Annotated in this window: 19 protein-coding genes; 12 read left to right on the top strand and 7 right to left on the bottom strand. The window is 64.0% G+C overall.

Annotation, left to right across the window (positions count from 1 at the left end):
* The first annotated feature begins 379 nt into the window (after window positions 1-379).
* The 5 genes from NT151_08910 (at window position 380) to NT151_08930 (ending at window position 5,058) form a co-directional block, all read left to right on the top strand.
* Window positions 380-1,246 carry a polysaccharide deacetylase family protein gene (locus tag NT151_08910; GenBank protein ID MCX6539037.1) on the top strand — a complete coding sequence of 289 codons (867 nt, stop codon included), beginning with the start codon at window positions 380-382 and terminating at the stop codon, window positions 1,244-1,246.
* Window positions 1,247-1,514: 268 nt separating this feature from the next.
* Window positions 1,515-1,790, top strand: coding sequence for a hypothetical protein (locus tag NT151_08915; GenBank protein ID MCX6539038.1), 276 nt, complete (start codon window positions 1,515-1,517; stop codon window positions 1,788-1,790).
* Between the two features lie 15 nt (window positions 1,791-1,805).
* Window positions 1,806-2,360, top strand: coding sequence for a class I SAM-dependent methyltransferase (locus NT151_08920; GenBank protein MCX6539039.1), 555 nt, complete (start codon window positions 1,806-1,808; stop codon window positions 2,358-2,360).
* Window positions 2,361-2,842: 482 nt separating this feature from the next.
* The gene (gene ltrA, locus NT151_08925; protein MCX6539040.1) at window positions 2,843-4,165 is read left to right on the top strand and encodes a group II intron reverse transcriptase/maturase; all 1,323 of its coding nucleotides are present in this window, start codon (window positions 2,843-2,845) and stop codon (window positions 4,163-4,165) included.
* 566 nt (window positions 4,166-4,731) lie between these two features.
* Window positions 4,732-5,058 carry a hypothetical protein gene (locus tag NT151_08930; GenBank protein ID MCX6539041.1) on the top strand — a complete coding sequence of 109 codons (327 nt, stop codon included), beginning with the start codon at window positions 4,732-4,734 and terminating at the stop codon, window positions 5,056-5,058.
* Between the two features lie 121 nt (window positions 5,059-5,179).
* Here the strand turns inward: NT151_08930 and NT151_08935 are convergent, their stop codons facing one another.
* Both NT151_08935 and NT151_08940 read right to left on the bottom strand, forming a co-directional pair.
* Window positions 5,180-5,614: a type II toxin-antitoxin system VapC family toxin gene (locus NT151_08935; protein ID MCX6539042.1), complete on the bottom strand. Its 435-nt coding sequence runs from the start codon at window positions 5,612-5,614 to the stop codon at window positions 5,180-5,182.
* Window positions 5,611-5,889 carry a type II toxin-antitoxin system prevent-host-death family antitoxin gene (locus NT151_08940; protein ID MCX6539043.1) on the bottom strand — a complete coding sequence of 93 codons (279 nt, stop codon included), beginning with the start codon at window positions 5,887-5,889 and terminating at the stop codon, window positions 5,611-5,613. Before NT151_08940 ends, NT151_08935 begins: the two co-directional genes overlap by 4 nt.
* A 179-nt stretch (window positions 5,890-6,068) precedes the next feature.
* On the opposite strand from NT151_08940, the gene NT151_08945 reads away from it, so the two are divergent.
* The gene (locus NT151_08945) at window positions 6,069-6,362 is read left to right on the top strand and encodes a hypothetical protein (protein MCX6539044.1); all 294 of its coding nucleotides are present in this window, start codon (window positions 6,069-6,071) and stop codon (window positions 6,360-6,362) included.
* A 175-nt stretch (window positions 6,363-6,537) separates the two neighbouring features.
* The gene (locus NT151_08950; protein ID MCX6539045.1) at window positions 6,538-6,945 is read left to right on the top strand and encodes a hypothetical protein; all 408 of its coding nucleotides are present in this window, start codon (window positions 6,538-6,540) and stop codon (window positions 6,943-6,945) included.
* Between the two features lie 118 nt (window positions 6,946-7,063).
* On the opposite strand, the gene NT151_08955 is transcribed toward NT151_08950, so the two are convergent.
* Genes NT151_08955 through NT151_08970 form a run of 4 tightly spaced genes read right to left on the bottom strand, consistent with a single transcriptional unit; the run spans window position 7,064 to window position 11,949 of the window.
* Window positions 7,064-7,999: a hypothetical protein gene (locus NT151_08955; protein MCX6539046.1), complete on the bottom strand. Its 936-nt coding sequence runs from the start codon at window positions 7,997-7,999 to the stop codon at window positions 7,064-7,066.
* 53 nt (window positions 8,000-8,052) lie between these two features.
* Window positions 8,053-9,273 carry a DUF362 domain-containing protein gene (locus NT151_08960; GenBank protein MCX6539047.1) on the bottom strand — a complete coding sequence of 407 codons (1,221 nt, stop codon included), beginning with the start codon at window positions 9,271-9,273 and terminating at the stop codon, window positions 8,053-8,055.
* Window positions 9,273-10,961 carry a 4Fe-4S binding protein gene (locus tag NT151_08965; protein ID MCX6539048.1) on the bottom strand — a complete coding sequence of 563 codons (1,689 nt, stop codon included), beginning with the start codon at window positions 10,959-10,961 and terminating at the stop codon, window positions 9,273-9,275. The genes NT151_08960 and NT151_08965 overlap by 1 nt, the downstream gene beginning before the upstream one ends.
* Before the next feature lie 4 nt (window positions 10,962-10,965).
* Window positions 10,966-11,949 (bottom strand): DUF362 domain-containing protein, encoded by a 984-nt coding sequence (locus tag NT151_08970; protein ID MCX6539049.1) that lies wholly within the window; start codon window positions 11,947-11,949, stop codon window positions 10,966-10,968.
* A 462-nt stretch (window positions 11,950-12,411) separates the two neighbouring features.
* Here NT151_08970 and NT151_08975 point away from each other — a divergent pair, with 462 nt between their 5' ends.
* The 3 genes from NT151_08975 to NT151_08985 all read left to right on the top strand — a co-directional run bounded on the left by NT151_08975 (window position 12,412) and on the right by NT151_08985 (window position 16,972).
* Window positions 12,412-13,047, top strand: coding sequence for a hypothetical protein (locus tag NT151_08975; protein MCX6539050.1), 636 nt, complete (start codon window positions 12,412-12,414; stop codon window positions 13,045-13,047).
* A 138-nt stretch (window positions 13,048-13,185) separates the two neighbouring features.
* The gene (locus tag NT151_08980; protein ID MCX6539051.1) at window positions 13,186-15,231 is read left to right on the top strand and encodes an oligopeptide transporter, OPT family; all 2,046 of its coding nucleotides are present in this window, start codon (window positions 13,186-13,188) and stop codon (window positions 15,229-15,231) included.
* A gap of 7 nt (window positions 15,232-15,238) precedes the next feature.
* On the top strand, window positions 15,239-16,972 hold the full coding sequence (locus tag NT151_08985) for a nucleoside kinase (protein ID MCX6539052.1): 1,734 nt from the start codon (window positions 15,239-15,241) through the stop codon (window positions 16,970-16,972).
* A 2-nt stretch (window positions 16,973-16,974) separates the two neighbouring features.
* Here NT151_08985 and NT151_08990 read toward each other — a convergent pair whose 3' ends face one another.
* Window positions 16,975-17,268, bottom strand: a complete 294-nt coding sequence (locus tag NT151_08990) for a YciI family protein (protein ID MCX6539053.1) — start codon at window positions 17,266-17,268, stop codon at window positions 16,975-16,977.
* A gap of 110 nt (window positions 17,269-17,378) precedes the next feature.
* Between NT151_08990 and NT151_08995 the strand changes: the two genes are divergently transcribed.
* Window positions 17,379-18,986, top strand: coding sequence for a D-aminoacylase (locus tag NT151_08995; GenBank protein MCX6539054.1), 1,608 nt, complete (start codon window positions 17,379-17,381; stop codon window positions 18,984-18,986).
* Window positions 18,987-19,007: 21 nt separating this feature from the next.
* Window positions 19,008-20,693 carry a gamma-glutamyltransferase gene (gene ggt / locus NT151_09000; protein MCX6539055.1) on the top strand — a complete coding sequence of 562 codons (1,686 nt, stop codon included), beginning with the start codon at window positions 19,008-19,010 and terminating at the stop codon, window positions 20,691-20,693.
* The last annotated feature ends 373 nt before the right edge of the window (window positions 20,694-21,066 follow it).

Genomic DNA, 21,066 nt, shown 5'->3' on the forward strand with positions numbered 1-21,066 from the left:
CTATGGCATACGACTCTCCGGTGGGAAGATTACGGACAGTGCGGATCGGACGTGGTGACGGAGCGTCTTGCGTTCAAGCTCGAATCCCCACGCGGGGCGTTCGGCCGATAGGTGCATTCGTGTAACTAGAAACTGGCTAACAGCGGCTGCACCCGACAGCCGCCGGAGTAGGAGTGAGCGGCTGCGGGTGAGCCGCAGTCGTTGGGCCGACGAAGACAACTCAGTTCGTGGGGCCGATTGATCATCAGCACGGGGAAACATGAGGACCAGGCGCTCTTGGGCTGCAATCGTTGGCGCGTTCGCAACTGGGGCCGCGCTGGTTGCGGGATGGCCTGGTTTCACCGGCGCGTCAGCTCAGGCCACGCTCGTGCCGCGTTCGATGGCGCTGACATTTGACGACGTTCCCTATGTAGACGTCGGAGACGCTCAGTTGTCGAAAGTTCAGCGCGTGACCGGCGAGTTACTTCGCGTTCTTGCGTCGCATAAGGCGCCAGCTGTCGCGTTTGTGAATGAGGCCAAAGTCAGCCTCGGCGGGGAGACTTCCGCCCGGCTCGCGCTGCTTCAGCAGTGGGTCGATAGCGGTGCGATTCTCGGCAACCACACGTATTCACATGCGGATTTCAACACTCAATCCGTTGAAGAGTTCGAAGCTGAAATCACCAAAGGAGCTGCCATCATCGGTGGGCTCATGCGTCCGCGCCAGCCCTACCCGCTGTTCTTTCGGCATCCTCAAACCCATACCGGGGATACGAAAGACAAAAAGGAGGCGATTGAACGGTTTCTCGAAGCGCGTGGGTATAGGGTGGCTCCACATACCATCGACAGTTCGGACTTCATCTTCAACGTCGGCTTCGTCCGCGCGACGAATGGCAACGACCCCGCAACGGCTCGTCGTCTTGGTATGGCCTATGTCGATTTCGTGATCAGCGCTACGGAATTCGCGGAACGCATGTCACCACAGGTGTTCGACCACGATATTCCTCAGACGATTCTTCTCCATGCGAACGACATCAACGCAGGTGTTCTCGATATTCTGTTGACGAGGCTCGAACAGCGCGGCTATCAATTCATTACGCTGGAGGCGGCGATGGTCGATCCGGCATATCAGACCAAGGACACACTGGTTACGAAGTCTGGGCCGACCTGGCTGTGGCGGTGGATGAAGAGTCGAGGAATGGCGGTTAGTTTCCGCGGCGATCCTGAACCGCCAGGTTGGGTAGTTGCCCTGTACAATCTCAATCGCTGACGACCGGATCGCGGCCCAACAACGCGCTGGAGGCGGCGGCGAGCGTGCCGCGGCTGAAGCGCGAACGTTGGGCAGACGAAACACGCGGATTGACTAACGGGACTACGGGATCCATCGAATACCGACACGGCATGCTCATGACCGAGAAGCGACATCCCCAAGATTCACCAACTGCGATTGCCAAGCTCGGGTGGCGGTACCATCACCTCGGCATTCCGCACACGGGGCCTCGCGCCGGAGAGCGATACCTCGACCACCTTGGCGTCCAGTGCCGGCCATCGTAAAGGCCACGCCGCACATAGCCTTCGCGGTTGATAATCTCGACGAAGCCCTCGAGGGCAAGGAAGTCCTCATCGCTCCAAATGCACTGTCGCCTGGGGTGCGCGTCGCATTCATCGTTCATGACGGGGCGCCCGTTGAACTGCTTGAGTTCATAGACCCGGCGCCGCCCAAGGTGGTGGAGAACAACGCTGCCGAACAGGCGCCGCAGCCGACGGCCGGCGACCCTGACGCAGCGCGTCCGCGGCTGAGCCGCGATCGTTAGACGGCGCGAAAACCTATGCAAGATCTGGATCATCAGATCGACTACTGGAACCGGGCCGGCCCGGGCAAGCCGTTCGGCCACCCGGTGAACTTCCAACGGGTGACCCGATGGCTGGATCCCGGTAGCCGTATTCTGGACTTCGGTTGCGGTTACGGTCGCGTGCTGGGACTCCTGCATAGCCACGGTTATCAAAATCTGATTGGGGTCGATCCAGCCCCTTCAATGGTTGCCGCTGCGCGGCAGCGCTTTCCATCAATTGTTGTTGAACAGCTTGTCGATTCTCCTCGCCTTGCTCTTGCCGAGGCATCGGTCGACGCAACGTTGTTGTTTACCGTCCTTACATGCGTGCCAAGCGACGAGGGCCAGCGTGGGATTCTCCGAGAACTCGGAAGGGTCCTACGCCCCGGCGGTCTTTTATACATCAGCGACCTGTGGCTCCAGTCCGATGTCCGAAATATCCAGCGATACGTCCGCGACGAACCGACGCATGGAACGTACGGGGTGTTTGATTTGCCCGAGGGCGTGACGGTGCGGCACCACGACCGCCAATGGATTGAGAGTGCGCCGTGAAAGGTGAATCAACGCAGCCGGTGAGAGTCCGGTCCGAGGAGGTGTCGGTACGCCTTGGTAGCTACCCGGGCGATGGCGAGGGCGACCGAGCCATCGAAGCTCCGGGGACAGAGGTCCGCTTCGGGCGGGCCAGCGAGTGTACGGGCCGCAACGTGAGTGAAGCCTGAGCAGGCCTCGAAAGTTTGAATGCGGGCGCCGAGTCTCCTCTCAATAGACGAAGGCCGTCGAGGTCGACCAGAACGACCGACAAGCGAAGGTCGACCTGCTCGCCGGGGTAGTGGGCGCGGCACGTACACACGCGGTGATTCGCAACACGGGAGGCCTGTCGGGCTGTCAGGGGAATCTGGCAACGGCTCCATCGGGAGACGGGCACGACAGGAGTCGGAGGGGCTCATAGTACTGCCGAAACCGGGTAACGCCGGTGGAGGGAAGGAGCCCTGGTTCGAGGCGCGCTTGGACGAGCTGAGGAGAGGGGGATTGGCGTGAGCCTGGCAACTCCCGAACGAATCCGGACGCTCCAACGAGCGCTGTACGTGAAGGCCAAGCAGGAGCCGACGCGGCGGTTCCATTTTCTGTATGACAAGGTGTGGCGTGAAGACATCCTCGCACACGCATTCGCGCTCAGCCGGGCGAATGGCGGAGCGCCAGGTGTGGACGGGGAAACGTTTGCGCGCATCGAGGTCTATGGGGTGGAACGCTGGCTCGGCGAATTGCGAGAGGAGGTTCGGACCGGACGCTACAAACCGCAGCCGGTCAGACGCGTGATGATTCCGAAAGCCAGTGGCGTGGGCCAGCGGCCGCTCGGTATACCCACGATCCGTGACCGGGTCGTGGAGACCGCGGCGACGCTGGTGCTCGAACCGATCTTCGAAGCGGACTTCGATGACGCGGCCTATGGGTACCGTCCCAAGCGCGGTGCGCTCGATGCCGTGCGGGCCGTCCACGTGGCGATTGATGAGGGGCACACCGAAGTGGTTGACGCTGATTTGTCCAAGTACTTCGATACGATTCCGCACTCAGCACTCCTGCGGTGCGTCGCGCGCCGCATCAGTGATGGGAAGATGCTGCATCTCATCAAGATGTGGCTGAAGGCGCCGGTCGAGGAGACCGACGAGCGGGGGCATCGACGGATGAGTGGCGGAAAGAAGGCGACACGAGGGACACCGCAGGGTGGGGTGGCGTCGCCGCTGTTGGCGAACATCTACATGCATCGGTTCATCAAGGCGTTTCGCAAATACGGGCTTGACGGGCGGTACGGCGCGGTGCTGGTGACCTATGCTGATGACTTCGTGGTCCTCTGTCGGCACGACGCCGCAGAGGTACTCGACACGATTCGGCGGTGGATGGCCAGCATCGGGCTCGCGCTGAACGAAGACAAGACGCGTGTGTGCAATGTCCGACGTGAATCGTTCGACTTCCTCGGCTACACCTTCGGTCCGTTGTACTCACCGCGAACCGGCGGACGCTACAACGGTGCCCAGCCTTCTCGGAAGGCGGTCGCCTCCATCCGGAAGCACATTCGTCGGCGACTGTGGCGCGGCAACCAGGCGCCGTGGGACGACGTGGCGCGCGACCTCAACCGCACCGTGCGGGGCTGGTGCGCCTACTTCTCCTACGGCTCGGTGACGACGGCCCGGCACAATGTGGAACAGCACTTGTACCACACGGTCCGGCGCTTTCTCCGCCGACGGCACAAAATCGCTGGACCTGGCTACCGACAGTTTCCCATCCGCGATGTGTTTGGGAGATTGGGCGTTCGTTCCCCCGAATCCTACTCGCACGCTTCGGCGCATGCCTTCACGTGAAACTCGTCCGAGAGCCGGGTGCGGGAAATCCGCACGCCCGGTTCGATGAGCGGGGAGGAGAAACGGAGCGATGGACCACTCGGCGAGCGCAGCAACGAAAGACGCCGCGCGCTTTTGGCGCCGCCGGTCCTGCACGCCACCGCGCTTCTCCTCGACTCTACCGCTGACTGAGGATTATGAACCAGTGGCGATCGACGACATCCAGGTTCAGACGATGAACAGCCACCAGGCAAACGGCTTTCAGTGGTTCGGACTCAAGCGATGATCGCTGGCCGTCCAACGCAACTGGAGCCGACGGCGCTGGCGAATGAGCGCGCCGCGGCTCAGTTGCAGTCGTTAGGCGGACAGAGGCGGGACACAAAATGCGCACAGACAGATCGCGTCGGAGTAAGCGTCCCAGGCTGATCTTGCACGGGCCCGTCACTTCGATCGTTCTGGGCGCAACGCTAATGTTCGGTTGTTCTACTACGGCGCCGAGCCCCGTGGCCCGCACGTTGACGGGAGACTGGTCCATGTCGGTCTCAGCGGCGCCTTCATGCGGGGCGACGTTGCCGCCAGGATACGGCGTGGCACCACGCGGTGGCGGCAGGATCTCGCTGGCACAATCGGGCAACAGGTTGTCCGGAACACTGTACATTTTTGGCACGGCCTCCGGCGCTATTGAGGGAACGGTCACCGGGAATCAAGTCGACTTCACCTTCAATCTTGACGGCCAGAATGTCGGCGTGCTCAAGCCGGAGGATGCGCCTTGCCGCGTGAGCGGCACAGCGACGGGATCGACCGACGGCTATTGCTGGGTATCTGTGAAGATCTCAGGGGAGTTCGCGTGTCCGTACGCCTGTAGTGCGCCGGATCATATCCTCGTGCTCGATCGTGGCCGCGGTTGCCAATGAACCCGATGCGCTCTAACACGCAAATGGAGCCGTCGCGCCTGCTGTCCTGTGCGATGATGTCGCCGCGGCGCGCGGCTCAAGCCGAGCGTTGGGCGGGCAGGGGAGATGCGGCTGATCGGACTCAACTGCGAGCGCGCCGTTTCGACCAGTTCTCGACTCTCAGGTCGGTGAAGCGCGAAAAGTCCCTGGTGTTGACCGTGACGAGCACGAGCTTGCTGGCGTGGGCAATCGCGGCGATTTGCCCGTCTACGTACGGGACCGGTCGGCCACGTGCTTCCAGTCGTGCTCGCTCGTGACCATGCCACGTGGCCGCCACGTCATCGTAGGGCAAGATCGGAAATGACGCGCGTACGACATCCTTCAAGTAGGTCTCCAAGGCCGCTCGGCGCCGACCCGGCGGTAGGCGGCTGCATCCGTACGTCAATTCGTGCCACACCGGCGCCGCGATGGCGCATTCGTGTCCATGTTCGTCGAGTTGCTCGACGATGTCCGCGTCGGGAATCTTGGAGATCGGTGAAGAGACGGTGCTCGTGTCCAGCAGATACCGCAACGTCATAGCGAGACCTTGCGCCCACCGCTCTTCTCCCGGAAGGGCGCGAAGAAGTCGTTATCGAGTCCAACTTCGTCGAGCGAGTACCGCTTCAGGAAATCTTGGTAGGCCGTGCGGAACCCGGGTCGGTCGCCTCGCAGGCGTTCAAGAACTCGGAGAGCGACAACAGCAGCGACTGGCTTACCCCGGCGAGTCAGTTGGATCTCGACTCCGGCTTCGGCCTGGTCGACGATGCTGGGGAGGCTACTTCGCGCCTCTGCGATGGAATACCGGTGGGACATACTCTAGAATGTACATCTAAGTGTACATTGATGCAATATGTGTTCGCCCAACAAGGCGCTGCACCCGGCCTGCCCCGGTGGTATCGTAAGCGCCGGCGGGTGAGCGCGGATCGTTGGGCGGCTTCGACCACCCACGCAGAATGAATCGGCGGTAAGTTCCTATGTGGCTGGAGGGTGCCATGGATGACACGTTTCAGATCAGGGTTCACGCCGCGGCGGTAGCCGCATGGTGGACGTTCCTCATCGCGTCCGTATTCTCCGCGTTTCAATGGGATCTGTACCTCGGGGTCATGGCCACGCAGCCTCTCTGGGTTGTGTCCTTCTGGGGACCTGGGGCGACCTGGGAGAGTGTTCGCACTGTCTGGTATCAGGAGCTCGTTTTCCTCAAGCTCACGCTGTGGCTGATCGTGCTTGCCGCTCTCTGGCTCACACTCTGGGCGAAGCAGCTACGAAAGCGGGCACGCAGCGCATGAGTAACGGCTCCGTCGTTCGCGGGGTTCAGTGAAACGTCGAGAATAGTCCCCATCCGCAGCTATTCCCGCTTGGCGCCGCCCAACGAGCGCTTGCAGCGGACGGCGCCAGGCATGATCATGAGGCACCGCCGCAGCTGAAGCGCGGTCGTTGGGCGGGCCGATTCTCGAATGTTCTATGCGGACAAAGCGCTTCCTTCTCACCTGTGGCGTTCTACTGCTTGTCGCGATTGCGTGGAACGCGTTCGTTCACCTCGTCGTGCTCCGCGCTGCGAACGCCTCGGTACAACACCTACGCCGTCCCGATCTCGCCGAGAAGGCCTGGCTCTCTCTGTTGCTCACAGCCGGAATCGTCATGGTCTTCGTATGGGGCTACGACCGTTTTGCACGGAACGGTTCGTTGCGTGAGGGTTTGGGCTACGGCCTGTTCTTCGCGCTTCTTGCGGGCCTCCTCGTCGACCTCAATCAATACGTGCTCTTTCCCATTCCTGCCGTTGTGGCTGCGCAGTGGTTCCTTGGCGGGCTCGTCGAATTCAGCCTGTATGGCATCATTGCCTCGCGGCTCTACCCACCGCGGGGCAGGTAAGGCGGCGCCGTGCGACAGCGTCAACATCGATCCGGCCACCCACAACGCTTGCAACTGACGGCGCCTGGCGCGATCATGAGGCGCCACGGCTGAAACGTGGGCGTTGGGCGGCAAGACGTTATTTCGGCTCGACGGTCATGTGGAGGAGGATCTCGATCCGCGATCGGTCGAGCTGAACCGACCCGTATTTCTTCTCGAAATCGCGGAACACGAGTCGCGTGTTTGTCGACAGCGTCGGCTTCAGGTACGAATCCAGCCGCGCCTTGATGTTGCGGAGCGCCGAGGTCGCGGCCGCCGGGGTGGGGTAGGTGACGATGATCTTTGTGATCGCGCCGAGTCCGGCAATCTTGTAGTCGCCGGCCGCCGCCGCCAGCTTGCCGCCCAGTTGGAGCACGTCGCCCTCGCCCAGCGTGTAGACGGCCTGCAGCCCGAACGCCCCGCGCATGATGCGCTCGGAACCGGCCACGAGATCTCGCTTTTCGAGCAGATCCAGCACCGCGACGGGGCCGTCGGCCGGCATCCTGGCCGCGAGCGCGCCGCCGAACTTCACCAGGGTGGGCTGAAGCGTCTCCTTGCCGGACGCGTTCCCGACAATCACGAAATAGCGATCGCGCTGGAACATCAACTGGTAGCGGTTGACGGTGTGACGCTCGCGGAACGATGGATCGCGCTTTTCGGCGCCGCACTTCGACAAGTAGATGCCGCGAGCGGCCGTGGCGTCGCTCATGCGGTAGATCTCGACGACGATCTCGGGCCCGGCCGGAGCGGTGCGAAACTGCTGCACCAGCAACTGATCGAACCCAATTTCCAGAAACGCCTCGGCGCCGCCGTCAATGCGCCCGTAGAGATCGGCCTTCGTGAAGACCTTCGGTCTGCCCGACTTGCTCCACGCCTCGAAGAACTTATCCGCTGGTAACAGACCGGCATCAAGTGGCATGGCCTGCGCGGTCGCCACCCCGTCAACATCGGGCACGTGAATCATGGACGTCGGCAGCGCGAGGGCCAGGATCGTCCCAGCCAGGCAGGTGAAGAATCGAGAGCGCACGCGTCCCATGGAAGTGTTCTCCGCAGTATTCCCGAATCCCGAATCCCGAATCCCGAATCCCGTCACACGTCGATGCGCGTGTGATTCACTTTGTCATCCGCTACCACACCCAGGCCCAACTTCTCGGCGTAGCGGAGGTACTCCGTGAATCGCGGGTTCTCGTTGACGGTGATTCCCATCTCTTTGCGCTTCGCGGTGATCTGCCTGTGACAGACCATGTCGAGCGCGAACGGATCGGTCGCGAAATACAGGGTGTGGTTGTTGTAGACGAACTGCGCGTTCTTGTCCGGGCCTCCCTCGTACTGCGCGCGCAGGGCATCGGTCACATTCAGCACGAGCTTCTCGCGAATGACGGGCGCCGCCAGCACTTCGGTGCACACATTGAAGAACAGGGGAGCGTGCAACCGGCCCGTGTTGCAGATTGACCCGTAGCCCAGGTTCTTGGTGGCCATCGAGATTCCGGGCCCCGTGTTCTTGAACGCCGCCAGGTTCACGATCTTGGTCAGGCGCGTGGTCAGCAGCTTGCCGAAATACGAGTATTCCCCGTTGAACACGTGTTGGTTCAGGTAGAACTCGTCGTCTTTGTAGCCTTTGACACCCTTGCCGACCACGTCCTTCGCGTAATAGAACACGTTGCGATCGAAGTTGTTGAGGCTGACGTGATTGCCCGACGCGTCCCGCCATTTGTTTCCCTCCTCGTCCATCGTCTGCAGGCCCTCGATCGTCACGCCGGCGGGGAACTTGTCGGGCGTGTAGCCCGCGTCCTTCAGCATGTAGTCGAAGCGATCCCAGATGACGATGTGATTGGCGGGCACCTTGTTGTCCATCAGCCAGCGGACCACCGCCTGGGTCAGTTCGATCTTCGTGTGAATCAGCGGCGGTCCGACCGGATTCACCTTGATCCCCACGATGTCGCCCGACTCGAAGAAGAGGCCGAAGCTCTGCTTCATGTCTTTGGCCGTCAGCGTTCGAACGCCGCGCTCGAACATCTCGGCGACGACTTTCGCGTCGGGCTTATCGTCGACCAGTGCCCGCTTGTCTTTGACCTCGACGACTTTGCCAGGGAATGGGCCAGGCAGGGCGTGCTTGCCTCGCGGAGCCTTCATGAAGTCGTCAATGTTGGTCGCCGGTGGCGCGGGCGCGGGTGTCTGCGCGTCGCTGCTTGGCACGCCGAGCACGATCGTGCCGGCTGCGGCCGAGCACACACCGACCGTCTTCACGAACTCGCGACGCGTGACCGTCGTCGAGGTGTCCATTGAGCGATACGAGCGGGACTTCCTCATCACGACCTCTGCAGGGGCTGATTCTCGGGCAACAGGAACTGGTTTGCTTTGGAGCGGCTTTCGCCGGCGCTGGTGACGTACACTGCCGGCCGGCCCTTGATGGGGCAGGCAAACTCGCACGCGCCGCAACCGGTGCAGCGTTTGGGTTCGACGTACGGCTGGCGCACGGTTTTGGTCTGGCCCGTCGCATCCGTCACCTGGGCTGGTACCAGGTAGATGGCCTTCGGCGACGTCGGGCACCATTCTTCGCACACGATGCACTCGATGCCCATCGCCCACGGGAGGCACCGGCCACGATCGTAGAACGCGGTGCCGATCCGGTTCGGATCCCGCCCAGGTTGCTGCACCGTACCGTCCGGTGCCATCCTGGCCGGACTGCCAATCTTCTCGGCCACCGTCATCTCCCAGATCGCGCCGGTTGGGCATACCTGGGTGCACAACGTGCAATTCGGCTCGCAGTAGCCGATTCGCGGTACGAGCACCGGCGACCACAGGCCCTCTACGCCGGCTTCGAACAGCGCCGGGTGCAAGGCGTTGTTCGGACAGACCTTCATGCAGTCTCCGCACCGGATGCAGCGATCGAGGAAATGCTCTTCGTCGACTGACCCTGGAGGCCTGATGAGGAGAGGATCGCCGGCGGCCTTGACCCCAGGCCCCGTGCGCAGCAGCGGCAGCCCAACCGCGCCCGCGACAAGGCTCGTGACGACGGCTCGCCGCTGGAGTTGAGGTGTTTCGCGCGTCTGTTTGCCGGGCCGGCCCGACCATGTGAACGACAACCCGCCTTCCGGACAGTCACCCAGGCAGTTCATGCAGAGATGACACTCGGCTTTCCGCCAGATGGCGCCCGGGATCGGATCATCGCCCCCCTGGCAGTGCAACTCACATCGTTTGCAGTCGTTGCACTTCTCGTCGTGCTTCTGTAGTTGGACAAACGACCAACGCGATACCACGCCCAGCATGGCACCAAGCGGGCAGATCGCCCGGCACCAGAACCGCGTGACGCGCATGTTGAGCACGAGGACAAACGCGAAGAGCAGCCCGATGGCCAGCGCCTGATGGAAGTGCGGTTGGCGGAAGCTCAGTACCGTCGCGTCCAGGACCGTCGCGACTCCGCTCACGCCGACTCTCGCTGGACCGAGGGGCAGTTCATGCGCCCAGTCAAGCGACGCCCGTAGACCGTAGTTCAGGACGGGCAGTACGGCCGTGGCCATGGACCGGACGAGAAACGACAACGGATCGAGCAGCAGTCCGGCCACCGAGCCGAAGAGCGCCATCACGAGCACGACGGTCAGCACGTAGTACTTGGCGCTCTGCCAGCGCTTGTACCGGTTCGATTCGAGCAGCTTCGGCCCGCGCTTCCGCTCCGACTTCATGCTGCCGACGAAGTGGTGCAGCGACCCAAGCGGGCACATCCATCCGCAGAAGCCGCGCCCGACGATCAGTGCCAGCAAGACGAAGGGCACGGCCCAGAGGAGGTGCCGATAGAGTGATGCGGTTGAGAGCGCTGTCGCGAGCGCCACCAGCGGGTCGGTCTCGAGAAACAGACTCACCGGGTAGGGCACGCGCACATCGGCGCCGGCAGAACGCACCGACCCCGGGAACTCGGTTCGTAGCAGCAGGAAGACGAAGAGCAGAAAAAACGTGATCTGCGACGCGAGGCGAAGCCGGCGCAATGTGGTTCCCCTCATCGCCTTACACCTGCAGCACGTGCGTCCGGAGCGACGCGAAGTCGGTTCTGCCAAGGCCCCGCTCTTCGGCCAATTGCAGGAACCGGAGTCGGGGGACGTCGAGGTTCCACCACGCCTTGGCGGCATACGCATCCACGGCGACCTGGTCGGTGCTCACAATCACGGTGTTGCGCTGCTCGACGTTGTCGACGCCGCCGCCGGTCGGGCCGTTTCGCATCAGCACACGATTGGCGTCCAGCACCGTCAGTGTGGGCCGCGCGAAGGCAGCCAGGTCGACGATGCTCTCGTGGATGCGCTGATGGAGGCGGCTGCGATTGCCGCCGATGATGCCGTACCAGTTCTTCATGCCCAGCGTGACACCGGTCAGGCTGTGGTGTTTGGCAATCGGCACGTTGATCACTTTGGTGGCGTCGAGAAACGGCTCGAGCACCGGCCAGACACCGAGCGTGCCGCCCTTCAGATCCACCTGTCGCATGTGCCGGGTGTCGGGCAGCACCACCTCCGCACCCGCCCGCCGCGCGGCATCGGCGATGCCGCTGCGCGCAAAGCAGCTCTCCGCATCATTGCAGGAGACGTCGGTGACGATGACGGAACGCGCGCCGGCTGCCAGGCACAGCCGCACCAGCTCGGCGACCACGTCAGGATTGGTCGTGGCGGCCTCTTCGGCGGAGCGGTCCCACGCGATATTGGGCTTGATCAGGACCGTGTCGGCTGCCGATACAAAGCGTGACATGCCGCCGATATCGTCAATCGCCTTCTGGACGAGGAGCTGCGGCGACGGCCCCTGCGCGACGACCATCTCCGGCAGCGCGGCGTTGGCCGCGACGGCGTGATCGCGGCCGAGTCCGGTCGCGGCGCCTTCCTCCGGGCGTCGGCTCCGGCCGCCAAGAAAAGCGCCAAGTCCAATCGTGCCCGCGCTGGCGGCGCCGATTCGGAGAACGCGCAGCAGGAATTGGCGGCGGGCATCATCGGGGGCACGCGGGCTCATCGACACGCTCCTCACGAACGGCAACGCAGGCGGGCAGCGAAAACGTACGCCGGCTGGGCGACAGCTGCCCTATCATAGCGTGGCCGGGAGGACAGTCGTCGCTAGACGGGATTCCCGCCTTCGCCTTCGGCTATGGCGGGCAAGCGGGATTCGGGTGGGCCGTGTAACGGGCGAATTCCTGGGAACTCCGGGCTCCCCGACTTCGCTCGTTGAGCTACGGTCGAGGTCTCGCCGTAGCGCTCTGGCGCGGAGGCGGACAGCCCGGCCCGCGTCCCGGCCACGCTGGAGCGTGGCGATCCCAGGGAGCCTGCCTGCGGTGAGCCTGTCGAACCCGTCTGAGGGTTCTGGCGTGGCAATCGGGATTCTGACGTCGGGAGGAACCCGTAGGGGCGGGCCCCCTCGGCACGCCGTAGCCGCAGGCGAAGGCGGCCGTGCCCGCCCTGAGGTCGTGGGGGAGCCTGCATGCAGATCGCCGAACCGATGACGATGGCCACCGACTATGTGATGGGCGCCGTGGCGCTCGCGCTGGCCATCCGCGTATTTCGTCAGGGTGAGTCGGAAGGCCAGATGGCCATGCGGCTGTGGGCGACGGCGCTCGTGATGACCGCCGTCGCGGCGCTGGTCGGCGGGTCGTACCACGGGTTCATCGAGATGCTGCCGCCGAGGGTGGCCACGTGGATGTGGACGCTCACGCTGGCCGCCACAGGCTTCGGCAGCGCCGCGCTGCTGGCGGCCGCGGCCGTGGCAGGCACGGGCGGGGTGTTCCGGCGGGTACTGGTGTGGATCGTCATCGTGAAACTGGCGTGCTACCTCTTCTGGATCTCGTCCCACAGCGACTTTCTCATCGTCATCGTCGATTACTCATCGGCGCTTGTCGGCGTGGTGCTGCTCGCGTGGCTGACAAGGCCGAGCGGTCTCACCAACGCCGCGGGCTGGATCACGGCCGGAGTCGGGGTATCCGTCGTAGCAGCGCTCATCCAGGTACTTCGGATTGCGCCGCACCCGCAGTTCAACCACAATGATCTGTTTCACGTGGTCCAGACAGGGGCGTTGTACCTGTTGTACCGGGGCGGTCTGCTGATGCGCGACGCCCGCTGAGCGAGAAAATGGGGTCAGACCCCATTTTTCCGGCCCGACCGCGAAAAAGGGGTCTGACCTCAATTATCGGTTGCGGTAGACTTCGTGCGCGCCCGCTCGCTCGCGGGTCTGAGGACCCGGGTCCTAACTGGAGGATGCATGTCCACGCCCGTTGCCGCGCCGGAGACGAGCGCCCTTCCCGCCAACGCCTACAAGATGCTCCAACCGGGAGAGACGTATCAGCCCGTGGTGCCGGCCAGCTCCGTGATGGCGGAGACCACCTGGCGCTCGGTGCTTTGGGGCCTGGTCTTCTGCGTGATCTTCACCCTGGCGTCGGCATACTCCGGGCTCAAGGTCGGCCAGGTGATGGAAGCGGCGATCCCGATCTCGATTCTGGCGATTGGCCTGGCGCGCGTGTATCGCCGCCGTTCGACGCTGCTCGAAAACGTCATCATCACGGGCATCGGGGGCACGTCGGGCGCGGTGGTGGCGGGCGCGATCTTCACGCTGCCCGCACTCTACATCCTGAACCTCAACCCGCACCCCGTGCAGACCATCTTCATCTGCCTGGCTGGCGGATGCCTCGGGCTGCTGTTCCTGATCCCGCTGCGGCGGTACTTCGTGCGCGAGATGCACGGCCAGTTCCCGTACCCCGAGGCCACGGCGATCACCGAAGTGCTGGTCACCGGCGAAAAGGGCGGCTCGCAAGCCAAACTGCTCGTTCAAGCCACCATCATCGCCGGCGTGTACGATTTCTTCGTCACGACCTTCCAGGTGTGGAAGGAGTACATCGACTTCCGGTTCGTGCCGGTTGTCAAGTCGCTGGCCGACAAGGCCAAGATCGCCACCAGTTTCGACGCGGTCGCCTTCATCCTCGGCCTCGGCTACGTGATGGGTCTGCGGTCGTCGATGCTACTGGTGGCCGGCGGCGTGCTGGCCAACTTCGTCCTGGTGCCGCTCATCTGGATGATTGGCCAGAACTTCCCGGACGGGATTGTTTCGCCCGGGACGATCCCCATCGCCGACATGACGGCCACGCAGATTTTCCGAGGCTACGTGCGGTTTGTCGGCGTCGGGGCGATCGCGACGGCAGGCCTGTTCGGCATCATCAAGTCGCTGCGCATCGTTGCCGGGTCGTTCGGCATTGCCTTCAAGGCGTTCCGAGCCGGCAAGGCCGCCACTGAGGAGCGCACGGATCGTGATCTCCCGTTGATGGCCCTGCTGCTGGGCGTCGTGGTGTCGGCACTCGGCATCGCCGTGTTCTTCGGCAGGCTGGCGCCGTCATTCACGGTGCTGCTGGTTGGCCTGGCCATGACGCTGGTGTTCTCGTTCTTCTTTGCGTCGGTGGCCGCCAACGCGATTGCCACCGTGGCCCGGAACCCGGTGTCTGGCATGACCATGCTGACGATCATCTTCTCGTCGGTGGTCTTGCTCGAGTTTGGTCTGTCGGGTCAGACCGGGATGTTCTTCGTGATGGCGATCGCCGGCATGGTCTGCACGGCGCTCTCGGTGTCGGGACAGATGATCACCGACCTGAAGACCGGGTACTGGCTCGGGTCGACGCCCGCCGCGCAGCAGCGTGTCAAGCTGCTCGGCGTTGTCGCCTCCGCTCTGGCGGCCGGTCTGGCCATCGTCATGCTGGCCCAGGGATACCAGTTCGGTGAGGCGGTCGCGGGCAACGCCAAGCAGGTGCTCGCCGCGCCCCAGGCGTCGATCATGAAGGCGCTGGTCGAGGGCTTCATGAGCCACCAGCCGGTGGCCTATCTCTTGTTTGCCGCGGGCGCCATGATTGCGGTGACGATGGAGATGTTGAGCGTGCCGCCACTGGTCTTCGCGCTGGGGATGTATCTCCCGCTCGAACTGAATCTGCCGGCGCTGGTGGGCGGCGTGCTGGCGCACTACGTCGACAAGCGATCGGTGGCGACCGGAGGGGAACGCGGCCAACTGATGCGCGAGCGCGGCGTGATCATCGCGTCGGGATTCATGGCGGGCGGCGCGCTTGGCGGTGTCATCGGCGCGGCGCTGCGACTGATTCCCTGCGATGGCTGGTACCCGTCGTTCTGGGGCCTGCACGTCTGTTACGCGGAGAGTTTCATCAATTTACCATTCTTCGACTTCGATCCGGTGTCACAACTCGTGTCGGCGGGGATGTTTGCCGCGATCTGTGTCTACCTGTGGTGGGACTCGATCAGGAAGGTCAGCTGACGTCAGTATGAATAACATTGTTCCAGGTGTGCCGCGAACCAGCGTGCAGGCGACGTTTCCGGATGGCAGCATCTTCGAGGCGCCCCCAGGCACGCCCGTCGGAGACATCCTGCGCGTCGCCTATGGATCACCCGAGGTGCCGATGGTGGCCGCCATTGTCAATGGGCGGCTTCGCGAACTCACCTGGCCGTTGTCGCACGACTCGGATGTCACGCCGCTCTCGGCGGGTAGCACCGACGGGGCACGCATCTACCGTCGTTCGATCGTCTTCCTGATGGTCGTGGCGAAGGCCGATGTGTTCCCGGATGCGGACGTCTACATCGAGCATTCGGCCACGACGACCGGCGCGTACTTCTGCGAGACCCTGGGAGGGGCGCCGTTTACGCAGGATGATCTGGCGGCCCTCGAACGCCGGATGCGGGAGATCGTGGCCGAGGACGTGCCGATTACGCGATCGGCCGTACCGGTGGCCGAAGCCATCGAGCTGTTCCGCGGGCGAGGCGAGGGGGATACGGCCCGGCTGCTGGCCCACCGCGCACGGCCGACCATCGAGCTGTACTCGCTGAAGGGACGGCGTGACTTCTTCCAGGGATACATGGTGCCGTCGACTGGCTGCCTGCGCTATTTTGCGCTGCAGGTCATGCCACCGGGCTTCATGCTGCAGTTTCCGCATCAGCAGACCCCTACCGTCGTCACGCCGACCACCCCTTACCCGAAGCTGTTCGCCGTGTTCGAGCAGGCCGGCCACTGGCACGACCGGCTGGGCATCCGCAATGTCGGCGCACTGAACGACTCGATTGTCGCCGGCCGGTTGCCTGAGATTTCGCTGGTGTCGGAAGCGCTGCACGAGGCGGGCCTGGCCCGCATCGCCGACGAGATCGCGTCGTCGAGCCGGCGGATTCGTGTGGTGCTCATCGCGGGACCCAGTTCGTCTGGCAAGACGACGTTTTCCAAGCGGCTCGCGATCCAGTTACTGGCCAACGGTCTGCGGCCGCTGCCGCTCGGGCTGGATGACTACTTTGTCGATCGATCGCGGACGCCGCGAGATGCGAGCGGGGAGTACGACTATGAGACCATTCGGGCGCTCGATCTGGATCTGTTCAACGCCCATCTCCGGTCGCTCATCGATGGCCGGCCGACCGATCTGCCTCGCTACAATTTCATCACGGGCAACCGCGAGGCCGGGCCGACCATCACGCTCGAACCCGATCACCTGATCATCGTCGAGGGCATTCACGGATTGAATCCGGAGCTGGCGACCAACATTCCGCCGGAAAGTGTCTTCCGCATCTACGTGTCGGCGTTGACGCAGTTGAACCTGGACCGCCACAACCGCGTCAGCACGTCCGATTGCCGGCTGATCCGGCGGACCGTGCGCGATGCCTCGGCGCGCGGTTACAACGCCACCGACACGCTGCGCCGGTGGCCGGCCGTGATGCGGGGCGAGAAGCAGCACATTTTCTGCTTCCAGGAGAATGCGGACGCCGTGTTCAATTCGTCGCTGACGTACGAGATGGCGGTGCTTCGGCCGTTCGCCGAGCCGCTGCTGCTGCAGGTGCGGCCCTTCACGCCCGAGTTCCTCGAGGCAAACCGGCTGCTGTCATTCCTGCAGTGGTTCCGCCCCGCGCAAACCGATGTCGTACCGGAGAACTCGATTCTGAGAGAGTTCGTTGGCGGCTCGGTGCTGAGCCAGTTCCAGCTCTGGCGCACGCCGTCTGATCAGGATGGACCGCGGCGATAGCGTCAGGCGCGGTCCAGATCCTCACGACCCGTCTTGACGTTCCAGCCGAGCAGTTCGTATTGCGCTACGCCGGCCTTCCAGTAAGGGTCGTTGTCCCTCACCCGGTCCATCGCCTGTTCGGCCGCGGCGTCGGGCACGCGCAGCAGAAGCGCGCCGCCGAATCGCGGCTCCAGCGGCCCGGAGGCCACCAGCACGCCCTCCTTCTTCAACTGCTGCAGGTAGGCGCGATGGGCCTCATAGTGGGCGAGGACTTCTTCAATCGGCCGGCGATACCGGATGATGGCGAGTGCGTACATGACACCTCCGAGGTGAGCAGCCATTGTCCAACATCAGGCCCCCGATTTCTCTGATTTTCTCGGCCGGCTGCTATAATCGCGAACCGCACCATTCTGATAACGAGGTCATCATGAAACGTGTTCTAGTGGTCGCCTTCGTGGTGCTTGTCACGGCAGGGCTCGGTTCGTGGACCGCGCAGCCGTCAGCGCCAACCTACGACCTCGTGATTCGCGGCGGGCACGTCCTGGATGGCGCGGGGAACCCGTGGGTGGTCGCAGATGTTGCCGTGACCTCCGACACGATCGTCGCGATCGGTTTCGGTCTGGCCGGCAAGGGCAAACGCGAGATCGACGCGCGCGGACTGGTGGTCTCGCCCGGGTTCATCGACATCCATACGCATGCCCGGCGCGGAATCTTCGAGGTGCCGACTGCCGACAACTACGTCCGGCAGGGTGTGACGACGCTGTTTGAGGGGCCGGATGGGGGATCGCCGGTTCCGCTGAAGCCGTTCCTCGATCGCATTCAAAACACGAAGATCACGCCCAACTGGGCCATGTTCATCGGACAAGGCTCGGTGCGCGAGGCGGTGATGGGGCGGGTCAACCGTCCCGCCACGCCCGACGAACTGGAGAAGATGAAAGACCTCGTGCGGACGGGGATGAAGGACGGGGCATTTGGCCTGAGTTCAGGCCTGGTCTATGTGCCCGGCGTCTTCACGCCGCCGGCGGAGGTCGAGGCCCTGGCCGCGGTCGCGGGCGCGATGGGTGGGATGTACCAGTCGCATATGCGCAACGAGGCGGCCGGCGTGCTCGACAGCGTCCGGGAGACGATTGCCGTCGGCGAAAAGGGCCACATGCCGACGCAGGTGACACACCACAAGATCATTGGCACCGGCAACTGGGGCAAGAGCACCGAGACACTGCGGCTGGTCGCCGAGGCGCGTGCGCGTGGCGTCGACGTGACCATTGATCAGTACCCGTATACCGCGTCGGCGACGAGCATCAGCGTGCTGCTGCCGCCGTGGGCGCTCGAAGGCACGAACGCCGAGGTCGTGGCGCGGATCAAGAACCCTGCGCTTCGGGCGAAGATGAAGCCGGCCATTGTCGAATCGATGCGGCTCGAGCGAGGCGGCGGGGACGCCAAGAACGTGGCCGTGTCGTCGTGCACGTGGGATCCGAAATTGGCCGGAAAAAACCTCGCCGATATCACGCGCGCACGGGGTGCCGAGCCGACGCTCGAGAACGCGGCCGACTCCGTCCTGTGGATTGTGGAGCAGGGCGGGGCGCAGGGGATTTTCCACGCGATTGACGAAGGCGACCTCGAGCGGATTCTCAAGGCACCCGAGACCATGATCGGATCGGACGGGGAGGTGCCGGTCTTCGGCAAGGCCTCGCCGCATCCGCGCAGCTATGGCACGTTTGTGCGCGTGCTCGGGCGCTACGTGCGCGAGCGGCACGTCATCACGCTGGCCGACGCCGTACGGCGGATGACCTCATTTCCAGCATGGCGCGCCGGCCTGCACGATCGCGGCCTGCTGCGACCGGGGATGAAGGCCGACATCGCGATCTGGGATGCCGACCGGATTGGCGACACGGCGACATACGAGCAGCCGCATCAGTATGCCGTTGGCGTCAGCCGCGTGATCGTCAACGGGGACGTCGTGCTCGAGGATGGGCACATGACCGCCGCGCGGCCAGGCCGCGTGCTGCACGGCCCGGCTTACGTCGTGCAGAAGTAGGATAAAGGGAGAAAGGTTCCGATGAAATCTCGTCTGCTGATCATTCTGCTGCTCATCGTCGCGGCCGTCGGGCCGGCATCCACTGCTTCGGTGCCAGCCCGTGCCACGCACGGCATGGTGGTGTCTCAGAACGCGATCGCTTCGAAGGCCGGCGTCGACGTGCTGAAGGAGGGCGGCACGGCGATTGATGCGGCCGTCGCCACCGCATTCGCGTTGGCCGTCGTGCATCCGACCGCTGGCAACATCGGCGGCGGCGGATTCATCGTGTTTCGGCCGGCAGCGGGCGACCCGGTGGCGTACGACTTCCGCGAGATGGCGCCGACGGGGTCGTCGCCGACCATGTTCCTCAAGGAAGGGAAGTACGACTCGACCATCCACCACCAGGGCTATCTGTCGGTCGGCGTGCCGGGCACCGTGGCCGGCCTGCACGCGGCGTGGAAGGAACACGGCAAGCTGCCGTGGAAGCGGCTGGTCGAACCCGCCGTGGCGCTGGCTCGTGACGGTTTCGTGCTCTCCGAGGGGCTTGCCCGCTCGCTCAGGGGCGTGCTGCCGGAAATGAAGAAGTACCCGGCGTCGATCGCGCAGTTCTCGAAGGCCGGCGTGCCGTACGAGGCCGGCGAGACCTTCAAGCAACCTGACCTGGGGCGCACGCTCGCACGGATTGCAGAACAGGGCCCGGCCGGCTTCTACGACGGCGAGACCGCCACGCTCATCGAGAAGGAGATGAAGGCCAAGGGCGGTCTCATCACACGCGCCGATCTGAAAGCATACAAACCCGAGAAGCGCACGCCCATCCGGGGCTCGTATCGTGGCTACGACGTGATCTCCATGCCGCCCATCAGTTCGGGTGGCACGGCCCTGGTCGAAATGCTGAACATGCTCGAGGGGTACGACCTGGCGGCAAGCGGATACGGGTCCGCACAGTCCATCCACCTGATGACCGAGGCCATGCGCCGCGCGTACGCGGACCGCGCCCGGTACCTGGGTGACCCGGCGTTTAATCCGCAGATGCCGATCGCCCGTCTGATCTCAAAGCCGTATGCCGCCGAACTGCGAAAAGCCATCAAGCCCGACCGCGCGTCTCCGTCATCGCCGACCAGTTTCGAATGGCCGATCGAGCCCGAGGAGACCACGCATCTCTCGGTGGTCGACGAAGCGCGCAACGCGGTGTCGATGACCTACACGCTCGAAGGCGGCTACGGTTCGATGATCGTGGTGCCAGGCGCGGGCTTCCTGCTGAACAACGAGATGGGCGATTTCAATGCCGGGCCGGGACTGACGACGGCCGCAGGGCTGATCGGGACCGAACCGAACATGGCGGCGCCCGGAAAGCGCATGCTGTCGAGCATGACGCCGACCATCCTGGCGAAGGACGGGCAACTGTTCATGGTGACGGGCAGCCCGGGCGGACGCACAATCATCAACACCGTCCTGCACACGATTCTGAACGTCGTCGATTTCGGGATGAACGCACAGGAGGCGGTCGACGCGGCGCGGTTCCACCATCAGTGGCTGCCGGATCGGATCACCTATGAACGCAATGGGTTCTCGCCCGACACCATCGCGATCCTGAAGGCCCGGGGGCACCAGCTTCAGGCCGGAGGCGCGCAGGGTGTGGCCGAAGCCATTGTGCTCAACCCGCGGGACAAGAAGCTCGATGGCGGTTGCGACCGCCGGGCGCCCGACGGGGGAGCGATTGGGTACTGACGCGAAGAGCCTGCGGCAGACGGGGTTCGGGATCGCGGATTCGGGATTCGGAAGAGTCCCGCGGGGCTGCGGCACGGAGGTGACGCGGCGATTCGCTGAGCGGCCCCTCGAACCAAGCCGACAGCGAAGTCCTGAGCGAAGTCGAAGGGCGTCAGTCTGCAAAACGTGCCGTGAGGGCCAAGACCGGCTGGGGGTGAGGGCCCCCCAATCGTGAGGTCGGCGACAAGCCCCGTCAAGGCGCGTTTTGGTGCGCCGTGAAGCGGCGTGTTCCTCGTGGGATGAAAGGAGCCCACCCCTATGAACCGCTGAGCAGTAGGGTAGCGCGGTCCCCTGCGTGAGGTCGTGAGACCTCCAGCAGAAGCGGGACCTGTAT

Source organism: Acidobacteriota bacterium, assembly GCA_026393675.1.
GTDB lineage: Bacteria > Acidobacteriota > Vicinamibacteria > Vicinamibacterales > JAKQTR01 > JBAXOX01.

Bases quoted from the DNA above. Each gene is read 5' to 3' on its own strand.
- NT151_08910 (MCX6539037.1), top strand. From the start codon at position 380: ATGGCGCTGACATTTGACGACGTTCCCTATGTAGACGTCGGAGACGCT.
- NT151_08920 (MCX6539039.1), top strand. From the start codon at position 1,806: ATGCAAGATCTGGATCATCAGATCGACTACTGGAACCGGGCCGGCCCG.
- NT151_08935 (MCX6539042.1), bottom strand. From the start codon at position 5,614: ATGACGTTGCGGTATCTGCTGGACACGAGCACCGTCTCTTCACCGATC.
- NT151_08940 (MCX6539043.1), bottom strand. From the start codon at position 5,889: ATGTCCCACCGGTATTCCATCGCAGAGGCGCGAAGTAGCCTCCCCAGC.
- NT151_08945 (MCX6539044.1), top strand. From the start codon at position 6,069: ATGGATGACACGTTTCAGATCAGGGTTCACGCCGCGGCGGTAGCCGCA.
- NT151_08950 (MCX6539045.1), top strand. From the start codon at position 6,538: ATGCGGACAAAGCGCTTCCTTCTCACCTGTGGCGTTCTACTGCTTGTC.
- NT151_08955 (MCX6539046.1), bottom strand. From the start codon at position 7,999: ATGGGACGCGTGCGCTCTCGATTCTTCACCTGCCTGGCTGGGACGATC.
- NT151_08960 (MCX6539047.1), bottom strand. From the start codon at position 9,273: ATGAGGAAGTCCCGCTCGTATCGCTCAATGGACACCTCGACGACGGTC.
- NT151_08965 (MCX6539048.1), bottom strand. From the start codon at position 10,961: ATGAGGGGAACCACATTGCGCCGGCTTCGCCTCGCGTCGCAGATCACG.
- NT151_08970 (MCX6539049.1), bottom strand. From the start codon at position 11,949: ATGAGCCCGCGTGCCCCCGATGATGCCCGCCGCCAATTCCTGCTGCGC.
- NT151_08975 (MCX6539050.1), top strand. From the start codon at position 12,412: ATGCAGATCGCCGAACCGATGACGATGGCCACCGACTATGTGATGGGC.
- NT151_08980 (MCX6539051.1), top strand. From the start codon at position 13,186: ATGTCCACGCCCGTTGCCGCGCCGGAGACGAGCGCCCTTCCCGCCAAC.
- NT151_08985 (MCX6539052.1), top strand. From the start codon at position 15,239: ATGAATAACATTGTTCCAGGTGTGCCGCGAACCAGCGTGCAGGCGACG.
- NT151_08990 (MCX6539053.1), bottom strand. From the start codon at position 17,268: ATGTACGCACTCGCCATCATCCGGTATCGCCGGCCGATTGAAGAAGTC.
- NT151_08995 (MCX6539054.1), top strand. From the start codon at position 17,379: ATGAAACGTGTTCTAGTGGTCGCCTTCGTGGTGCTTGTCACGGCAGGG.
- ggt (MCX6539055.1), top strand. From the start codon at position 19,008: ATGAAATCTCGTCTGCTGATCATTCTGCTGCTCATCGTCGCGGCCGTC.